The organism is Streptantibioticus rubrisoli (assembly GCF_024436055.1).
GTDB classification, from domain to species: domain Bacteria; phylum Actinomycetota; class Actinomycetes; order Streptomycetales; family Streptomycetaceae; genus Streptantibioticus_A; species Streptantibioticus_A rubrisoli.
The window spans coordinates 307,096-325,675 of the sequence record NZ_JANFNH010000004.1 but is presented as its reverse complement, the minus strand read 5'-3'; the positions used below and the strand labels follow the sequence as shown (position 1 = coordinate 325,675).

Annotated in this window: 14 protein-coding genes; 7 read left to right on the top strand and 7 right to left on the bottom strand. The window is 72.0% G+C overall.

The features are described 5' to 3' along the window. The first annotated feature begins 647 nt into the window (after positions 1-647). Both NON19_RS07995 and ptsP read left to right on the top strand, forming a co-directional pair. Positions 648-1,097, top strand: coding sequence for a PTS sugar transporter subunit IIA (locus NON19_RS07995; protein WP_255925958.1), 450 nt, complete (start codon positions 648-650; stop codon positions 1,095-1,097). Positions 1,098-1,193: 96 nt separating this feature from the next. Beyond that, positions 1,194-2,864: a phosphoenolpyruvate--protein phosphotransferase gene (ptsP, locus tag NON19_RS07990; protein ID WP_255925957.1), complete on the top strand. Its 1,671-nt coding sequence runs from the start codon at positions 1,194-1,196 to the stop codon at positions 2,862-2,864. A 92-nt stretch (positions 2,865-2,956) separates the two neighbouring features. Here ptsP and NON19_RS07985 read toward each other — a convergent pair whose 3' ends face one another. Further along, positions 2,957-3,880, bottom strand: coding sequence for a DUF8829 domain-containing protein (locus NON19_RS07985; RefSeq protein WP_255925956.1), 924 nt, complete (start codon positions 3,878-3,880; stop codon positions 2,957-2,959). 143 nt (positions 3,881-4,023) lie between these two features. Then, positions 4,024-6,039, bottom strand: coding sequence for an acetoacetate--CoA ligase (locus NON19_RS07980; protein ID WP_255925955.1), 2,016 nt, complete (start codon positions 6,037-6,039; stop codon positions 4,024-4,026). Positions 6,040-6,293: 254 nt separating this feature from the next. On the opposite strand from NON19_RS07980, the gene NON19_RS07975 reads away from it, so the two are divergent. The 4 genes from NON19_RS07975 to NON19_RS07960 all read left to right on the top strand — a co-directional run bounded on the left by NON19_RS07975 (position 6,294) and on the right by NON19_RS07960 (position 12,294). Continuing rightward, on the top strand, positions 6,294-8,642 hold the full coding sequence (locus NON19_RS07975; protein WP_255925954.1) for a glycoside hydrolase family 31 protein: 2,349 nt from the start codon (positions 6,294-6,296) through the stop codon (positions 8,640-8,642). A 70-nt stretch (positions 8,643-8,712) separates the two neighbouring features. Then, positions 8,713-9,153 carry a Zn-ribbon domain-containing OB-fold protein gene (locus tag NON19_RS07970; protein ID WP_255925953.1) on the top strand — a complete coding sequence of 147 codons (441 nt, stop codon included), beginning with the start codon at positions 8,713-8,715 and terminating at the stop codon, positions 9,151-9,153. Then, a complete protein-coding gene (locus NON19_RS07965; protein WP_255925952.1) occupies positions 9,150-10,337 on the top strand; it encodes a lipid-transfer protein in 1,188 nt (395 codons plus the stop codon). Before NON19_RS07970 ends, NON19_RS07965 begins: the two co-directional genes overlap by 4 nt. Positions 10,338-10,620: 283 nt before the next feature. Next, complete coding sequence (locus NON19_RS07960) at positions 10,621-12,294, top strand: EAL domain-containing protein (RefSeq protein WP_255925951.1); 1,674 nt, start codon at positions 10,621-10,623, stop codon at positions 12,292-12,294. Between the two features lie 180 nt (positions 12,295-12,474). Here NON19_RS07960 and NON19_RS07955 read toward each other — a convergent pair whose 3' ends face one another. The 5 genes from NON19_RS07955 to NON19_RS07935 all read right to left on the bottom strand — a co-directional run bounded on the left by NON19_RS07955 (position 12,475) and on the right by NON19_RS07935 (position 17,779). Continuing rightward, entirely contained in the window at positions 12,475-13,083 is a 609-nt protein-coding gene (locus tag NON19_RS07955) for a GTP-binding protein (protein ID WP_255925950.1), read from the bottom strand. 94 nt (positions 13,084-13,177) lie between these two features. Then, entirely contained in the window at positions 13,178-14,008 is an 831-nt protein-coding gene (locus NON19_RS07950; protein ID WP_255925949.1) for a hypothetical protein, read from the bottom strand. A gap of 373 nt (positions 14,009-14,381) precedes the next feature. Beyond that, positions 14,382-14,780 (bottom strand): DUF742 domain-containing protein, encoded by a 399-nt coding sequence (locus tag NON19_RS07945; RefSeq protein WP_255925948.1) that lies wholly within the window; start codon positions 14,778-14,780, stop codon positions 14,382-14,384. 9 nt (positions 14,781-14,789) lie between these two features. Next, positions 14,790-15,194: a roadblock/LC7 domain-containing protein gene (locus NON19_RS07940; protein WP_255925947.1), complete on the bottom strand. Its 405-nt coding sequence runs from the start codon at positions 15,192-15,194 to the stop codon at positions 14,790-14,792. Next, entirely contained in the window at positions 15,191-17,779 is a 2,589-nt protein-coding gene (locus tag NON19_RS07935; RefSeq protein ID WP_255925946.1) for a nitrate- and nitrite sensing domain-containing protein, read from the bottom strand. Before NON19_RS07935 ends, NON19_RS07940 begins: the two co-directional genes overlap by 4 nt. 325 nt (positions 17,780-18,104) lie before the next feature. On the opposite strand from NON19_RS07935, the gene NON19_RS07930 reads away from it, so the two are divergent. Further along, positions 18,105-18,515, top strand: coding sequence for a hypothetical protein (locus tag NON19_RS07930; protein WP_255925945.1), 411 nt, complete (start codon positions 18,105-18,107; stop codon positions 18,513-18,515). Positions 18,516-18,580 lie beyond the last annotated feature (65 nt).

Genomic DNA, 18,580 nt, shown 5'->3' with positions numbered 1-18,580 from the left:
CTCTCCGTGAATGCTTCCGGGCTATCCCGGTCAACACTCGCGTTGAGCGGCACCACCGGGAGGAATAGTCCCAGCAGTGCACAGCGTCCTCGCTGTGTGTTTTTCTTCAAAGGAACCTCGTCCGAGATGGACGGGGTATCAACATATCTGGCGTTGACTTTTGGCACGCTGTTGAGTTCTCAAGGAACGGAAGCTTCCTTCGAGACCGTCTCACCGGCCCCTCCGGGCTTTCCCTTCGGTTTCTCCAGCTTATCAGACCCTTTCCGGCCCGATTCCCGCTGGCGGGATTTCACTGCTTCGCGTTCCTGCCTTTCGGCTTTCGCGCTCCCCGACTTTAGCAGAAGCTTTCCGCCGGATTTCCCACCCATACGAGCCACCCACCGGACACAGACGTGTCCGCTGGCACTCGGCGAGGCGGGGAGGTGTCAACGTACTGGAGCCCCGCACCGGAAGCAAATCCCGCCTCACAGGCACCACAACGCTGCATGGACCCCAGAGGACGCAGACGCTCGGCCAGGCCCACCGCACGGTCCGGCAACCGCCAATGGTCTAAACCGGTCGGCCATGCGGTTAGGCTGCTCTAGCGGTATCGCCGTCCGGTACAAGATGGGGCGGCGCCTATGAACTCCGCACATAGGAGGCTTCCCATGACGACTGTGACGTCCCCCCTCGCCGGAAGGGCCATCGGTCTCGCCGCAGTGCCGGACCCGGTGTTCTCCGGCGCGATGGTGGGTCCTGGGACCGCGATCGACCCGGTGCGCGAGCCGTCCGCAGCGGTCTCGCCGGTTGACGGTGTTGTCGTCTCCCTTCACCCGCACGCGTTCGTGGTCGTGGACGGGGAAGGCCGTGGCGTGCTGACCCACCTGGGCATCGACACCGTGCAGCTGAACGGCCAGGGCTTCGAACTGCTCGTGAACAAGGGCGACACCGTGACCCGCGGCCAGGCCGTGGTGCGGTGGAACCCGGCGGCGGTCGAGGAGGCCGGTAAGTCGCCGGTCTGCCCGGTCGTGGCGCTGGAGGCGACCGCCGATGCGCTGGGCGACGTACGGGAAGACGGCGATGTGAAGGCTGGCGACGAGCTCTTTTCCTGGAGCTGACCGACGCCCCGAGCGCGGCGCCGTAATTTCGACGCCGGGCGGACACGGTAATCACGAGCGCGGCGGCCACCGCCGCTTCAACCGGAGACGGGTGAGATGGAGACAACGCTGCGAGGCGTCGGTGTGAGCCACGGTGTGGCGATCGGCGAGGTACGGCACATGGGCACCGCGGTGCTCGAACCACCGGCGAAGCAGATCCCCACCGATGAGGCCCCCCGTGAGCAGAGCCGGGCGCGACAGGCCGTGGAGGCCGTGGCCGCCGACCTGATCGCGCGCGGCAATCTGGCCGGCGGCGAGGCCCAGGCGGTGCTCGAGGCCCAGGCGATGATGGCCCAGGACCCCGAGCTGATGGCCGACGTGGAGCGCCGGATCGCCGTGGGCAGCACCGCGGAGCGCGCCGTCTACGACGCCTTCGCCGCGTACCGGGCGCTGCTGGCCGGGGCCGGGGAGTACCTGGCGGGCCGGGTGGCCGACCTGGACGACGTCCGCAACCGCATCGTGGCCCGTCTGCTGGGCGTGCCGATGCCGGGCGTGCCGGACAGCGACGAGCCGTACGTGCTGATCGCGCGGGACCTGGCACCGGCGGACACCGCGCTGCTCGATCCTTCCCTGGTGCTCGGTTTCGTAACCGAGGAGGGCGGCCCGACCAGCCACAGCGCGATCCTCGCCCGCGCGATGGGTGTCCCCGCCGTGGTCGCCCTGCCGGGCGCCAGCGAGTTGGCCGAGGGCAGCGTGGTGGCCGTGGACGGCAGCACCGGTGAGGTCTTCGTCGACCCGAGCGCCGAGAAGCGTGCCGCCTTGGAGGCGGCCGCCGCCGAGCGCAAGGCGGCGCTCGCCGCGGCGGTCGGTCCGGGCGCCACCTCGGACGGGCACAAGGTGCCGCTGCTGGCCAATGTCGGCGGTCCGGGCGATGTTCCGGCGGCGGTCGAGGCCGGTGCCGAGGGTGTGGGCCTGTTCCGCACCGAGTTCCTGTTCCTGGACGACAGCAAGAAGGCGCCCTCGGAGCAGAAGCAGGTCGAGGCGTACCGCAAGGTGCTGGAGGCGTTCCCGCAGGGCCGTGTGGTGGTGCGGGTGCTGGACGCGGGCGCGGACAAGCCGCTGGAGTTCCTGACGCCCGCGGACGAGCCCAACCCGGCGCTGGGCGTACGGGGTCTGCGGACGCTGCTCGACCACCCCGAGGTACTGCGCACCCAGTTGCAGGCGCTGGCCAAGGCGGCGGCGGGGCTGCCGGTCTACCTTGAGGTCATGGCCCCGATGGTGGCCGACCGGACCGATGCCAAGGCGTTCGCGGACGCGTGCCGTGAGGCCGGGTTGCAGGCGAAGTTCGGTGCCATGGTCGAGATCCCGTCGGCCGCGCTGCGGGCCCGGTCCATTCTGCAGGAGGTGGAGTTCCTGTCGCTGGGCACCAACGACCTGGCGCAGTACACCTTCGCCGCGGACCGCCAGGTCGGTGCGGTGTCGCGGTTGCAGGATCCGTGGCAGCCCGCGCTGCTCGACCTGGTGGCGCTGGCCGCGGAGTCGGCCAAGGCCGAGGGCAAGAGCTGTGGTGTGTGTGGCGAGGCGGCCTCCGATCCGCTGCTGGCGTGTGTGTTGACCGGTCTCGGGGTGACCAGCTTGTCCATGGGCGCCGCCGCCATCCCGTATGTGCGGGCGACGTTGGCCAAGTACACGCTGGCGCAGTGTGAGCGTGCCGCGGCCGCGGCGCGGGCGACGGACTCGGCCGAGGACGCGCGTCGCGCCGCCCAGGCGGTGCTGTCCGGCGAGTGATTTCGGCCTGCGGGCGCCAACTCGCCCGGCGGCCAGCGGTGTTGCGGGGCGTCCTGCCGTACGGCGGGGCGCCCCGCTCGGTATCCCGCGCGTCACTCCTCGGCAGGCGGGGGCAGCGGTGTGCCCGCGCAGTAGGTCACTCCTGGTTCTGGTGGTACGGGTTCGCCGGTTTCGGCGTCCGTGCAGTAGGCGTCGAAGACCTCCGCCTCGCTCAGTGGATGCAGCCAGCCGTCGCGCAGACTCCAGCCGCGCACCCGGTCCGGTGCGTCGGGTGTGCCGCGTCCGGTGCGCAGCACCACGCCGCCGGGGCTGCCGGTGGCCAGCCCCACGGCGAGTACGGTGCAGAAGACCAGGGCGTCGGTCTCGCCGAGTTGGACCGTGCCGTCGTCCGCGCAGCGGGCGTGCAACACCGCGGCCAGGGGTGGGCTGTCCGGTGTTTCCTCCGCGCCCGGCCCGTCGGCGAGCCGGATCACGGGCACGCTGCACACCAGGTGGTGCCTGCCGGCGCCCGCGGTTCGCAGCAGCCGGGACAGTGCCTCGGAGGCGCGGTCGAAGGCCGCGTTGTGGCCGGAGCAGCCGCTGGCCCTGGCGAGGATGGCGGTGGCGTGCTCCCAGGTGGCGCGCCGGCCGGCGGCGCCGATGAGCTGGCTGACCAGGTCGTCGACCGCTTGGCCCTGGTATGGGACGGTCACGCCGCTCGCCGCGACCTCGGCGGTGTACCGGGATCGGGTGGCGGCGGCGTCAGGGTCCTGGCCGGTGCCGGCGCAGTAGGCCGCGTACTCGTCGGGGTCGAACAGGACGACGCTGGTGTGGATGCCCTGTGCGGCGAGCGAGCGCAGCAGGCCCTGCATCTGGCGCAGGTACTGGGCGTGGTCGTGGAAGGCGAAGGTGGAGTAGGACCGCATCGCGGTGAAGTCCTCGCGGTCCGCCAACAGCGCCACGGTGCTGGGCACTTCGCGGCGGAGCGCGCGGCGTGGCACCCGCCGCGAAGTGCTGAGGTTCTCGGTGTGTGACATGGTTCCCCCTCCGTGCGGCTACCCCCGTAGCCACAGCAGCACGGCTGTCCGGGTCCTCCGACCGGTCACGGTCTTCGAACCCCTTGCTCACTCACCGTAACCCGGGGCACTGACAACGCGCGGCGGAAATCACCGGGGTTTGCTCAACTCTTGGTTCGCCGCTGCCGCGCCAACTCCACGTAGACGCGGAGGAGTTCGATGTTGTCGACGGATCCGGGGTTGACCGCCTTCTCCAGGGGGGTGCCCTGCAGCAGCCGCTTCACCGGGACCTCGATGCGCTTGCCGGTGAGGGTGTGCGGGATGCCGGGGACGGCGATGACCTCGTCGGGGACGTGCCGCGGGGAGAGTTCGCCGCGGATGGCCCGCTTGAGGCGGTCGCGTAGCGCGTCGTCGAGTACCGCGCCTTCGGCGAGCTGGACGAACAGCGGCATCCAGTAGCCGCCGTCGGGCTGTTCGACGCCGATGACGAGGGACTCGCGGATCTCGGGGAGGCGTTCGACCACTTCGTAGATGTCGGCCGAACCCATCCGCACGCCTTGTCGGTTGAGGGTGGAGTCGGAGCGGCCGTGGATGATGACGGTGCCGCGTGAGGTGATGGTGATCCAGTCGCCGTGCCGCCACACGCCGGGGAACATCTCGAAGTAGCTCTCGCGGTACCGCTGGTCGTCCGGGTCGTTCCAGAAGCGGACCGGCATGGACGGCAGCGGTGCGGTGACCACGAGTTCACCGACCTCGTCGATGACCGGCTTGCCGTTCGGGTCCCAGGCCTGCAGGTCGGTGCCGAGGCAGGCGCCCTGCAACTCGCCGATGTAGACGGGCAGGGTGGGGATGCCGCCCGCGAAGCAACTGCACACGTCGGTGCCGCCGCTGACCGAGGCGAGCCAGAGGTCCTCCTTGACCTCGTCGTACACCCAGCGGAAGCCGTCCGGCGGCAGCGGCGAGCCGGTGGTGGCGACGCACTTGACGGCGGACAGGTCGTGTTCGCGGCCGGGCCGGACCCCGGCCTTGCGGCAGGCCATGACGTAGGCGGCCGAGGTGCCGAAGACGGTGGCGCCGGTGCGCTCGGCGACCCGCCACTGCGCGCCGGTGTCGGGGTGGCCCGGGCTGCCGTCGTACAGGATGATCGTGGCGCCCGCGAGCAGTCCGCCGACTAGGAAGTTCCACATCATCCAGCCGGTGGAGGTGTACCAGAAGAAGCGGTCGTCGGGGCCCAGGTCCATGTGCAGCCCGGTCTGCTTGAGGTGCTCGACCAGGATGCCGCCCTGCGACTGGACGATGGCCTTGGGCAGTCCGGTGGTGCCCGAGGAGTACAGCACCCACAGCGGATGGTCGAACGGCACCTGCTCGTAGCGCGGTTCCGCGTCCGCGGAGACCAACGCGTCCCATTCCAGGGCGCCTTCGGGCGCCGGGGTGCCGAGCAGCGGGATGTGCACGACCGCGCGCAGCGTGGGCAGTTCGCGGCGCAGTTCGGCGACGGTGTCGGTGCGGTCGTGCTCCTTGCCGCCGTAGCGGTAGCCGCCGACGGCGAACAGCACGACCGGCTCGACCTGTTGGAACCGGTCGAGCACGCCGCGGGCGCCGAAGTCGGGGGCGCAGGAGGTCCACACCGCGCCGACGGCCGCGGTGGCGAGCAGGGCGATGACGGCGTGCGGGGTGTTGGGTACGTAGCCGCTGACCCGGTCGCCGGGGCGGACGCCGAGGCGGCGCAGGTGGTCGGCGAGACTGGCGACCTGGCGGCGCAGTTCGCTCCAGCTGGTCTCGCGGATCTCGTGCCGTTCGTCCAGGTACAGCAGCGCGGGCCGTTGGGCGCGGTCGGTGTCGTCGGCGGTGCGCAGGGCGTGTTCGGCGTAGTTGAGGGTGGCGCCGGGGAACCAGCGGGCGCCGGGCATGGTGGCGTCGGCGAGCACGGTCTCGTAGGGGGTGGCGAAGCGCACCTGGAACCATTCCACGACGGCCTGCCAGAACCGTTCGGGGTCGCGCACCGACCAGGAGTGCAGGGCCTGGTAGGAGGCGAGCGGGTCGGCCGGGTCACCGCTGGGCGCACCGTGCGTTTCGGCCGCCCATGCCTGGAAACGGGTCAGCCGGGTCGCGGCGATGCGTTCCGGGCCCGGCCGCCAGACGGGACGCGGGGCGGGGGTGGGCTGCGGTGCGCTGGTCATGGTGACGACTCCCTGGGTGGCGCAGCTTTACGCCTGTGTGGTGCGTTGTACCTCTTACGCCTGTGTGCGTTGTACCTCGCCTCGGGCGGAATGTCCCCGGGCGGGGCTGGGCAGGACGATGCCATGTGATCGTCCGCCGCGCCAGGGTCTTCTTCCGGCTCGCTGGTGGAACATGCCGCTCCGGGTAGCTGGCCAGGGTGAACAGTGGCTTAACGCGGGTGGGTACGCCGGGTGGGGCTGGAAGGCTGAGCGGCATGGACAGGCGTGATCTTGTGCGTTCGCTGCGGTGGGTGGGGTCGCGCGACGGCTGGCGGGCGGTGCGGGCCGCCTGGCGCAGACACCGGATCGACGCGCGGGACCTGCCCGGGGGTGGGGCGCAGCGGGCGAGGGTACCGGGGACGGCGTGCGGCGCCGAGGCGTTGCCGGGCGGTGGCGTGGTGTGGTTCGCCCAGTCCTCGCTGCGGGTGCGGGTGGCGGTGGGCGGTGCGGTGTTCTGCGGCTGGGACGGCGCGGCGCCGGAGCCGTCGTACGCGCTGGCCGGTGAGTGCCCGGCGGCGGACACCCGCGCGGTGCTGGAGCCGGACAAGGACGGCTGGCGGGTGGTGTCCGAGCGGATCACGGTGGTCGTCTTCCGCAACGGGGCGGTGGAGTTCCGTACTCCGGGCGGGGTGCTGCTGCGCCGGGAGCTGCCGCCGCGCTGGTGGGACGGGCCGGGCCGGGCGTCGTGCTGGGTGCAGCGGGCGCGGACTCCGGCGGACGCGGTGGTGTTCGGGCTGGGCGGCCGTTCCTCGGGGCCGGGTCTGCCCGCGGGCTCCTACCGGCTGTGGAACACCGATCCGTGCGCCGCGTTCGGTCCTGGTGACGATCCGCTGTACATCACGATGCCGGTGCAGTTCGTGGTCGCGGACGGCGGCTGCCATCTGGTGTTCCACGACAACACCTGGGACGGGCGGGTGAGTTTGCGGGACGGTGAGGAGGGCGCCGGTTCCGGGCACGACCAGTTGGGCGGTTGTGAGGTGCGGTTCGAGGGCGGGCCGCTGCGGTACTGGGTGATGGCGGGCAGTCCGGGCCGGGTACTGGGCACCTGGACGGCGTTGACCGGTCGGCCCGCGCTGCCGCCGCGCTGGGCGCTGGGCTACCAGCACGCCCGCTGGGGGTTCGGCAGCGCCGAGGAGGTGCGGCGGGTGGCGGCCGGGTACCGTGAGCGCGGGATGCCGGTGTCGGCGCTGCACCTGGACATCGACCACCTCGACGGGCACCGGATATTCACCGTGGACCGTGACGCCTTCCCCGAACTGCCCGTGCTGGCCGCGGAGTTGCGGGAGCACGGCACCCGGCTGGTGTCCATCGTCGATCCCGCGGTGAAGGCCGAGCCGGGCCTGGCGGTGTACGACAGCGGGACGGCCGCGGACGCGTTCGTGCGGGACGCCCGGGGTCAGGTGGTGCGCGGGGTGGTGTGGCCGGGCGAGACGGTCTTCCCCGACTTCACCGAGCCCCGGGTGCGCCGGTGGTGGGGCGGGCTGTACGCGGAGCGGCTCCAGCAGGGTTTCGCGGGTTTCTGGCACGACATGAACGAGCCCACGTCGTTCACCGCGTTCGCCCGGTACGGCGAGGCGACGCTGCCGCGTTCGGCCCGGCACAGCCTGGAGGGGCGCGGCGGCGACCACCGCGAGGCGCACAACGTCTACGGGCTGGCGATGGCCCGCGCCGGGTACGAGGCGCTGCGCGAACTGCTGCCGGGGCAGCGGCCGTTCTTCTTCTCGCGCTCCGGCTGGGCCGGGATGCAGCGGTACGGCGGCACCTGGTCGGGGGACGTGGCGACCGGCTGGCCGGGGCTGCGGGCCTCGCTGGCGCTGGTGCTGGGGCTCGGGCTGTGCGGGGTGCCGTACTCGGGGCCGGACGTGGGCGGCTTCCACGCGGTGCCGTCGCCGGAACTGTTTGTGCGCTGGTGGCAGTTGGCGGCCTACCTGCCGTTCTTCCGCAGCCACTCGGCGATCGACGGCGGGCGGCGTGAGCCGTGGGAGTTCGGGCCGCGGGCCGAGGAGTGCGTACGGGCCGCGCTGGCCGAGCGGGTCCGGCTGCTGCCGTACCTGTACACGCTGGCGCATCTGGCGCACCGCACGGGAGCGCCATACGTACGGCCGCTGTGGTGGTACGAACCCGATGACCGCAGGCTGCGGTCGGGCGGTGACGCGTTCCTGCTGGGGAAGGCACTGCTGGTGGCGCCGGTGCTGGAGCAGGGCGCGACCGCCCGGGCGGTACGGCTGCCGCGCGGCCGCTGGTACGACGCGGCCACCGAAGCCGCCCACCACGGCGGCGGCCAGGTGCTGTTGGACGCGCCGCTGGACCGTACGCCGGTGCTGGTCCGCGCCGGGGCGGTGCTGCCCGTCGCGGCGGAGGGCGGGCTGCTGTTGGAGGTGTGGGCTCCGGCGCCCGGGCAGACCGGTTCCGGGGTGGTGATCACGGACGAGGGGGACGGCTGGGAGCCCCCGCGAGTGGAGCGGTTCACCTCCCGCTGGGAGCACGGCGCGGTGGTGGTGGAGCGCGAGGGAGCGGACGAGGTCGGGTACCCGGTGCGTGTGCGGGGGTTGCGTCCGGGGTGACGCGGCGGATCGCCGTGCGTGCGGTACGAGGCGTTGCCGGACACAAGCTAACTGACATACCGTCAATTCCATGGAGCGTACCCCGGTCGTGTCCGGTTGGTTCAGCGGGGACGGTGACGACTTCCGGCTGCTCGGCACCCGGTGCCGGGCCTGCGGGTCCGTGTTCTTCCCCCGGGCGGACGCCTTCTGCCGCAACCCCTCGTGCGACGGCACGGAGTTGGACCAGACGCCGCTGTCGCGCACCGGCACCGTGTGGTCGTACACCGACAGCCGCTACCGGCCGCCCGCGCCGTACCCGTGCGACCCGGAAGCACCCTGGGAGCCGTTCACCGTGCTCGCCGTGGAGCTCGCGGCGGAGCGCATGGTGGTGCTGGGACAGGCCGCGCCGGACGTGACGACGGCCGACCTCGCCGTCGGCATGGCGGTGGAACTGGTACCGGGCGTACTGCACCGGGACGCCGAGCGCGTCTGGGGGACGTGGCACTGGCGGCCGACGGGAGTGGCGGTATGACCGGGGACATAGCGGTGCTCGGCGCCGGGCTGCACCCATGGGGCAAATGGGGCCGCAACTTCGTGGAGTACGGGACAGCGGCCGCACGGGCCGCGCTCGCCGACGCCCAACTCGACTGGCGTGACGCGCAGTTGGTGGTCGGCGCGGACACGGTGCGCGGCGGCTACCCCGGGCATGTGGCGGGCGCGGCCTTCGCGCAGGCGCTCGGCTGGCAGGGCGCCCGGGTCAGCAGCGTCTACGCCGCCTGCGCCTCGGGCGCGCAGGCGATCAACACCGCTCGCGCCCAGATCCTGGCGGGCATGGTCGACGTGGCGCTGGTGGTCGGCGCGGACGCGGCGCCCAAGGGCTTCTTCGCCCCGGCGGGCGGGGACCGGCCGGACGACCCCGACTGGCTGCGGTTCCGGGTGCTGGGCGCCACCAACCCGGTCTACTTCGGGCTGTACGCCCGCCGCCGGATGGCCCGGTACGGGGACACACCGCAGGACTTCGCCCAGGTGAAGGTGAAGAACGCGGCGGCGGGCGCGGTCAACCCCAACGCCCGCTACCGCAAGGCGGTGAGCGCCGAGGAGGTTGCCGCGTCCCCGGTGGTGGCCGATCCGCTGCGGCTGTTGGACATCTGCGCGACCTCCGACGGAGGCGCCGCGCTGGTGCTGTCCAGCATGGCGTTCGCCCGTCGCCGCGGAGTGGCCCCGGTACGGATCCGCGCGGTGTCCACGGTCACCCCGCGGTATCCCAGGACGGCGCTGGACCTGCCGGACTTCGCCACGGACTCGGCGGCAGCCGTGCCGCCGCCCGAGGTCGGCTTCCGCGCGTCGATCGCGGCGGCGGCCTACGAGGAGGCGGGGACGGGTCCCGCGGACCTGGATCTGGCCGAGGTGTACGACCTGTCCACCGCCTTGGAGCTGGAGTGGTACGAGGATGTCGGGCTCTGTCCTGCCGGTGAGGGCGCGAAACTCCTCCGCGAGGGTGCCACCGCCCTCGGTGGGCGGGTTCCGGTCAATCCCAGCGGCGGCCTCGCCTCGTTCGGCGAGGCGGTACCAGCTCAAGCGATCGCCCAGGTCTGCGAGTTGACCTGGCAGTTGCGCGGCCAAGCCGGTGGACGCCAGGTGCCGGGCGCCCGGTGCGGGCTCGCCGCGAACCAGGGGTTGTTCGGGCACGGGGCCGCCGTGATCGCGGTGCGGTAAGCGCTTCGCTGGAAATGCCGCGATGTGCCGTCGATCGGCTACGGCTCCGCCGTGGCTGGTCGCGCCCACGCGGCGGAGCCGCACATGAGCAGAGCCCCGCGCCCCTTCAGGGCGCTACCGAACCGCGGCGCAGCCCCCCAGGGCTTTGTTCGACAACGCCGGACAACACCGTTGTGGTTGCTCGCCGTCGCGGCGGACAAAAGTCGCCGTCTCCGGCGGAAAGTTACGTGAACGCGCCGTAAATCCCCCCGAGTCATAGGCGCCCCAGCGGCATGCTGGGTGGGTGCCTGCCTGGACCGATCGTCTGCGCTTCGCGTTTCAGCCCGTGGTCAACGTGGTGACCGGCTCGGTGGCGGCCTTGGAACTCCTCGCCCGGCCGGAGGAGGGCGACCTGCTGTGCTCCGCGCGCCGCTCCCCCGAACTCGACGTGGAGATCGCCGCTCTCGCGGTACGGTCGGCCGCCCGCCAGGAGGCGCTGCTGCCGCTGCACGTCAACCTGTTCGCGGCCACCCTCGCCGAACTCCCCGAGCCGACACCGCTGTTGGCCGCGGTACGGGAGGTCGGCCGCCGCCCGTGGGAGATCACCGTCGACGTGGGGCCGCCGTTCTCCGGGCTGTGGCGGGACCCGCTGGTCGAGGCGGTGCGCAGCCTGCGCGAGCGGGGCTACCGGATCTGTGTGGACGGGGTCGGCGACGGGGACGTACCCGTCCGGCTGCTGGCCGAGCTGGCCCCCGACATCGTCAAGCTCGACGCCTCGCTGACCGCCGGACTGCCCGGCGACGAGCGTCGGCGGGCGGTGGTGGGCGCGCTGCGGCACTTCTGCGAGAGCGTCGGCGGACGGCTGGCGGTCGAAGGCGTGGAGACGGAACGGCAGTTCGCGGCGGTACGGGAGCTGGGCGTACACCTGGCGCAGGGCAACCTGTTCGCGCCCGCCGCCCGCCGCCCCACCGCCGATGTGTACCGGCCGCCGGTGCCGCCCCCGGCCGCCGCCGTCCCCGCCTCGGCACCCGCCGGGCCACCGGTCGCGGCGTTCCTGCGGCCCGCCGCACTGCTGCCGTTGTCGGTCTCCGCGGAGCGGGTGCGGGAAGTGCTGACCGCCAGCGAGGAGACCTCCGGGGTGGTGCTGGTGGACGACGACGGCGTACCGGTGCGCACCATCGACCGGGACCGCTTCCTGCTGTCGCTGTCCGGCCGTTACGGTCACGCGCTGCACGCCGACCGGCCCGCGCTGCGGCTCGCCGACCATCCCCGGACGATCCCGCTGGCCGCCACCGCGTGGCAGGTGCTGGACGTAGTCGCCGCCGACGCGCGGCGGCGCACCGGGGACGACGTGGCGGTGGTCGATCCGGCGGGACGCTGCGTGGGCGTGGTGCGTCTCGCGGACATCGTCCGGTCGCTGGCGGAGAGCCGGGTGGAGGAGGCGGTCGGCCTCAACCCGCTGACCCGGCTGCCGGGTTCTGACGTGGTCAACCGCGAGTTGGAGCGGCGGATTGCGCAGGGCGTGGGGGTGGCGGTGAGCTGGCTGGACGTGGACGCGTTCAAGCAGGTCAACGACGGCGCCGGATTCGCGGCGGGGGACGAGTTGATCCGGGCGGTCGGCCACCATCTGGCGTTGTGCGCGCGGCAGTTCGCCGGGGCCCTGGTCGGGCACATCGGGGGTGATGACTTCCTGGTGCTGTGCGCGCCGGAGGAGTTGGCCGCCATCGCGGGCGCGGTGCTGGACCGCCCGTGGTCGGCGGGTGGGCTTCCGGTGACCCTGTCGTTGGCCACGCTGCTCTGCCCGCCCGGGCGGATCTGCGACCACCACCAGGCCGCCGGGCAGTTGGCGACGCTGAAGAAGGAGGCGAAGGCACTGGACGGCACGAGTTGGGTACGGGCCCAGGCAGGCCACGCGGGACATCAGATCCTACGCGGAGACAGCCGTCCGTATCCGGTCCGGCGCGCCGCCGCGAACTGACCGCGTCGGCGGGCGAGTTCCCACTGGTCGCCGTTGGTGCGACACCGCCGGGCTGTTCGCCGTCACCGCGGAAGAAAAGATCCGCCGCACCCGGTGAGCGACCATGACGGTGTTGACCCAAGGTCTCGAACCAGCCGCAACCACCGGGCAGTTGTCACTCGGCCCCGCGCCAGCGGCCCTTCACGTCGCGGCGGGCTGCCGCTCGGACGCCCGCTGCATCGCGTGCGAGACCACCGCGATCAGCACTTCCTTGGCGGACTCGCGGTCACGCGCGTCGCACATCACCAGCGGAACGTGCGGATCGAGGTCCAGCGCGTCGCGCACCGTCTCGGCCGAGTACCGCTCGGCGTCATCGAAGCAGTTGACGGCGACCGCGAAGGAGATGCCGCGCCGCTCGAAGTAGTCGACGGCGGCGAAGCAGTCCTGCAGCCGCCGGGTGTCGGCGAGCACCACCGCGCCCAGCGCGCCCTGCGCCAACTCGTCCCACAGGAACCAGAACCGGTCCTGTCCCGGCGTGCCGAACAGGTACAGCACCAGATCCTCGCGCAGCGTGATCCGGCCGAAGTCCATCGCCACGGTGGTGGTGTTCTTGCCCTCCACTCCCGTGGTGTCGTCGACCGGCCGCCCCGCCTCGGTCAAGGCCTCCTCGGTGCGCAGCGGCCGGATCTCGCTGACCGCGCCGACCAGGGTGGTCTTGCCGACGCCGAAGCCTCCCGCCACCAGGATCTTCAGCGCGACGGGTTCGGTCGCGGAGGTCTTTCGGCGGCGGTCAAAGCGCCCGAAGGCCATTGATCTCTTCTCCAGATTGCCGTCCGTGCAAGTGTTTTGAAGACTCTAGCGGTCCAGGGGAGTTCACCGGCCCGCAGGCCCCCGGCCGCCGCCGTCAGCGCACCGCCTGTGCCTGCCAGTGGCTGAACTGCTTGATCGGATCGCCGTCCAGCTTCCAGGGGAAGGCGGTGACGACGCCGCCGATCAGCTGGAAGACCGCGGCCGCGTCCGGGGTCCGCTTGGCGTGCACCAGCCCGTACGCCAGGGTGTTCAGGTCGGCCAGTGCGGCGGCGTGCCGCAGGAAACCGGGCTTCGGCCAGTCGGTGACCGCCCGCTCCAGCGCGGCGGCGGCCGGGGGCTGGGTCCACAGCCGGGCGGCCATCAGCGCGTCCACGCCGCCCGCGGAGACGGCCCGCCAGTAGCGGTCGACCATGGCCACCAACTCCACGCCGACGGCGGGGGCGTTGGGCGGCATTCCGGCGCGGGTGGCGTCGAGGAAGTCCAGCACCTGGGTGTGCGAGCCGCACTCCTCCGGTGACAGGTAGCCGAGCATCTGCAGGTACGCCTCGCGGTGCCAGGGGTCGCGGGTGGTCACCTCGCGCCACACCGGGAACACCTCCTGGGTGGGGCGGGCCAGCAGCCGTAGCGCGCGCAGCAGGGCGAGCCACGGTCCCGGGTCCTCCGGACTGAGGTCGGCGGCGCGGTAGCAGGCGTCGACGGTCTCCTGCGGGTCCGCCAGGCCGCCGTCCCTGCGGCCCTGCACGAGGTCGGCCCAGGCCCGGAACATCAAGGCGTCCGCGCTGTTGGGGTGGCGCCGTACCCAGCTGCGGGTGAGGTTGGGGTGTGCCACGGAGGCCAGCACCATCATGCGGTGCGTACGTCGGTCCCAGTCGTCGCCCGGCTCGTGGAGCAGGTCCGCCACGAGGTCGACCCGAATGTCGGTCATACCGGGCATTGCCGGTGATTCCAGCTGTTTGCGCACTTTGCCGAGTTTTGAGTCATCGAGCTCGGGCGCCAAACGAGGGGTCACGCTACGACGAGAACCAAATATCGGCATGGTTCCGGAGCATAGGGCGAACCCGGACCGCCGCACAGGGCATGACCTGGATCGTTATGCACGTGGTTGCAAACACTGTCCCGATTCCGCTCACCTGCGCGGGCGGCCGATTCTGTGAGCGCCGTCAGCACCGACTGGCAGCGGCTGCGGCGGGCCGTACGGTCGGCGAACCACGCATATCGCAGGGCCAGTTGGGCACACAGACGGCGCGGGGGCTGTTCCGGTTCGGCACCGCGCGGTGCCGAACCGGAACAGCCCCCTCTCACAGCGCCCGTAGGCCGTTGATCACCTCGCGGAGCAGGCTCGCGTCCGGCAGCTCCGCCGGGGGCACCGGCCGGGTGACGTGGACCAGTTCGGCGTCGAGCAGATCGCCGATGAGCACCCGCACCACGCCCACCGGAAGGTCCAGCTCCGACGCCAGTTCGGCGACGGATGTGGGCTCGGTCCGGCAGATCGTGAGGATGTCGAGGTGTTCGGGCGACAGGGTGTGGTCGAGCTCACCCTCCTGGTCGGCGTCGTCGGGGTGTTCGTCGGTGAACACCAGGGCGATCAGGTCGAGCCGGTCCTCGGCGGCATGGCTGGTGCGGCCCCGCGTCATGGCGTAAGGCCGCACCACCGGCCCCGCCGCGTCGTCGTACCACCGGTCCGCTTCGGAACTCATGGCACTCCATCAACCCGTGACGCGCGGCGCGGTGCCCAGGTGCGCGCCGACGCGCTTGACCAGCAGCGCCATCTCGTAGGCGACGAGGCCGACGTCGGAGTCGGCGTCGGCGAGCACGGCGAGGCAGCTGCCGTCACCGGCGGCGGTGACGAAGAGGAAGGCCTGCTCCAACTCGACCATGGTCTGCCGCACCTGGCCCGCGTCGAAGTGCCGTCCGACGCCCTTGGCAAGGCTGTGGAAGCCGGAGGCGACGGCGGCCAGGTGCTCGGAGTCCTCGCGGGAGAGGTCCTTGGAGGCGCCGGTGGCCAGTCCGTCCCCGGAGAGCACCAGTGCCTTGCGGATGCTGGAGACACGTCCGACCAGTTCGTCCAAGAGCCAGTTGAGATCGCCCGTTGGGCTTGTTGGTGCGGTCATCGACCGTCCCCCTCCGATGTCGTTCCTGCTTCGTTCGCGCTCCGGCCGTCGGTGTGGTCCGGAAGGCTGCTGTCGTCGGCTTCCGCGCGGCCGCGCTGCCAGCCGCGCTGTAGCGAGGCCATCCGGGAGCGCACCTCGTCGGCATCACGATCGTATGGCGCCCGCGCGGTGGCATCGGTCGCCGAAGGGCGCTGCCGCGCTGCGGTGTCGTCCTCGCGCAGTTGCGGCGCGAGACTGGCCTGGCGCACCCGGCGCGGTAGCGCGGTGGGTGCGGGCCGGTCGGTGGCGGCCGGTTCCGGTTCGTCGGTCGCGGCCGGTTCGAGGCGGGGCCGGGTCGGGCCGAGGGTGCGCCCGCGGTCGGCGACGAGCACCGGGGACCTGCGGCGGCGCGGTAGCGGGGTCGGCTTGCCGTCGGCCGCGTCGTCGCGCTTGTGGTCGGCCGGGTCGGCGGCCTGCTGGTGTTGCTCGGTGACCTCGGCGAGTGCGACCGGCTCGGCCGTCGCGGGCTCGCCGTCGGCCGTGGAGGCGGGGAGGATGCCCCATTCGCGGAACGCCTGCTCGGTGGGTTCACCGGGCACGGGTACCGCGATCTCGTCGGGGAGTTCGCCGTCGAACCGCGGATGCGCGGGCGGCGCGGCGAGCCGGGCGATGGCGCCGGGCACGGGCTGCTCGCCGGTGCTGGCCGCGTCCTCGGCCTCGGTGAGCAGCGCGGTGGGGACGAGCACGACGGCGGTGGTGCCGCCGTACGGGGACTGCCGCAGGGACACCCGGACGCCCTGGCGCTGGGCGAGGCGGCTGACCACGAACAGTCCGAGCCGGTCGGTGTCGGACAGTTCGAACTCGGGGGTCTCGGCCAGTCGCAGGTTGGCGTCGAGCAGCGCGTCCGCCGTCATGCCCAGGCCGCGGTCGTCGATCTCCAGCACGAAGCCGTTGGCGACCCGCTCGCCGTGCACCTGGACGGTGGTGTGCGGGGGCGAGAACACCGTGGCGTTCTCCACCAGTTCGGCGAGCAGGTGGGTGAGGTCGGCGACCGCCGCGCCGACCACCGCGATCCGGGGCAGTCGGCGCACCTCGACCCGCTCGTAGTCCTCGACCTCGGCGACCGCCGCGCGCACCACGTCCATCAGCCGCACCGGCTTGCGCCACTGCCGGGACGGGGCGGAGCCGGAGAGGATCACCAGGCCCTCGGCGTGGCGGCGCATACGCGTGGTCATGTGGTCCAGCCTGAACAGATCGGCGAGTTCCTGGGCGTCCTCGGTGCGCCGCTCCATGGTGTCCAGCAGGGCCAACTGCCGGTGCAGCAGCACCTGGTTGCGACGGGCGAGGTTGACGAACACGTCGGACACCCCGCGCCGCATGTCGGCCTGCCGTACGGCGGCCTCGACCGCGGCCCGTTGCAGCGTGTTCAGCGCCCGGCCGACCTGGCCCATCTCGTCGTCCGGGTAGTCGAGGCGGGGCACCTCGCTCTCCACGTCGACCTCCTCCCCGGCGGCGAGTCGGCGCATCACGCGCGGCAGCCGGGTGCCGGAGGCCTCCTGCGCCTCCTTGCGCAGCTTGGACAGGTCGCGGGCCAGGCCGCGGCCGATGCGCAGGGAGACGCCGACCGAGACCAGGACGGCCAGCAGACCGAAGCCGCCCGCGATGCCCGCCCGGACCAGCACGCTGATCGCGTAGGGCCGGACGCGCTGCTTGTAGTTCTCCGCGACCTGGCGGTCCAGCGCCGACAGGTCGCTGAGCACCGAGGAGGTGGTGGACTGCCAGGTCTGCGGGCTGACCTGGCCGGTCGCCGCCGCGGGATCGGCGTCGAGGATGCGCTCCTCGGCGTTGTGCAGGGCGGTGCCGGTGCTGCTGCGCCAGTAGTTGTCGAACAGCGCGCGGTCCGCGTCGGGCAGCAGTTGGGGGTACTTGTCGTAGATCTCCCGCTGTTCGGCGACCGCGTCGCCGAAGCCGCGCTGCTCGGCGCGGGTCATCCGCCCGGCCACCTGCGCGGCGGAGTACAGCGCGTCCTCACGGGAGATGGCCTCGCGCGCCTCGGACAGCTCGGTCAACACCCGTGCCTGCCGGTCGAGTTGGACGTTCTGCAGCGTGTTGAGGCCGAGGAAGAAGTCGTAGTACGGCTCGACGATGTCGTTGTACCCGGCGAAGGCGTCGGCGCGACTGACCCGCCCGTCGGACACCTGGCGGCGCAGGCCGTCGAGTTCGCCCGCCTGCTTGACGAGGTCGTCGAGGCGCTGCCGCGAGCTGGAGTCCAGCTTGCCGCGCAACGAGGCGTCAGCGCTGTTGGCCCGCATCTCGGAGACCGACTTGTCGGTGTCGGACTCGGCGGTGCGCAGGTTCTGCTCGGACTGCGAGTTGCGCGGGTCGGCCAGGTAGACCAGGGCGGCCCGGCGTTCGGCGGACAGCGCCTCGACGGTGTTCTCGACCGGGTAGCCGATCTTGTTGGTGACGTCCTTGACGTCCAGCAGGCCGAACACCCCGCGCCCGGTGATCAACGCCGCGAACGCCCAGATGCCGATCAGGGACACCAGCGGCACCACGAGCAGTGCCACGATCTTCCGACGGATCGTTTTCCCGCGAAAGCGCATGGCCTCCCCAACGTCGGCCCCGGGCAGGGGTTGGTAGTCCGTTAAACGGCGCGAGCCTACTACTGTGCGGTGACCAACTCGAAAACACGTCTGCATATTTGAGTTGGTCCGATGGAGGACAACGTCCGGGTTTGATTGGTTAGCAGACGGTTTGCGCTGACCAGTTCTCGCGGGTGAAGTTCCTTGCGCACGACGGGAACCACACGGGCTCGTCGATCGTGCCTCAGTACGGGGAGACGAACCCCCGAAAAAACCGAATACACCGCGACAATTCGGGCAGCTAACAAAGGGTCGGGGGGTGTGTCCCCGAGGGGAGCACAACGTCATGGACATCGACCATGGTTACGACGAGCCGCCACTGCCAGGCGGCACCCTGTGGACCGAGGAGCCCGTCGGCAGGCGCCGGATGCCCGATCCGGTGCGCGCGTCCGCGGTACGAGCGGTGCTGATCGTCTCCGTCACGCTGATCGAGGCGATGGTCGCCATGCTCGGCGCGGCGGCGGGCGCCTGGATCACCGCGCCCGCCCTGCTGTGCACGGTGGTCAGCACGGTCGTCGCCACCTGGGCGGTACTGGATGTCTGGGTGACCCGGCAGGTCTGGATCCAGCGGCACGGCGTCGTCTCCAGTCCCAGCGACGCGGCCCGGCCTCGTCGGCCTCGACGCGGCTCGCCCGCCCGGCGCGGGTCGGCCGAGGTGCGGGCGGCTGCCCGGCGGGGGGTCGCCGGGCTGCGGTAGTGCCTGCCCGGCTGAGGTCCGGCGGAGCATTGCCGGGTCGCGGTGAGTTGGGACCGCCGGGCTCC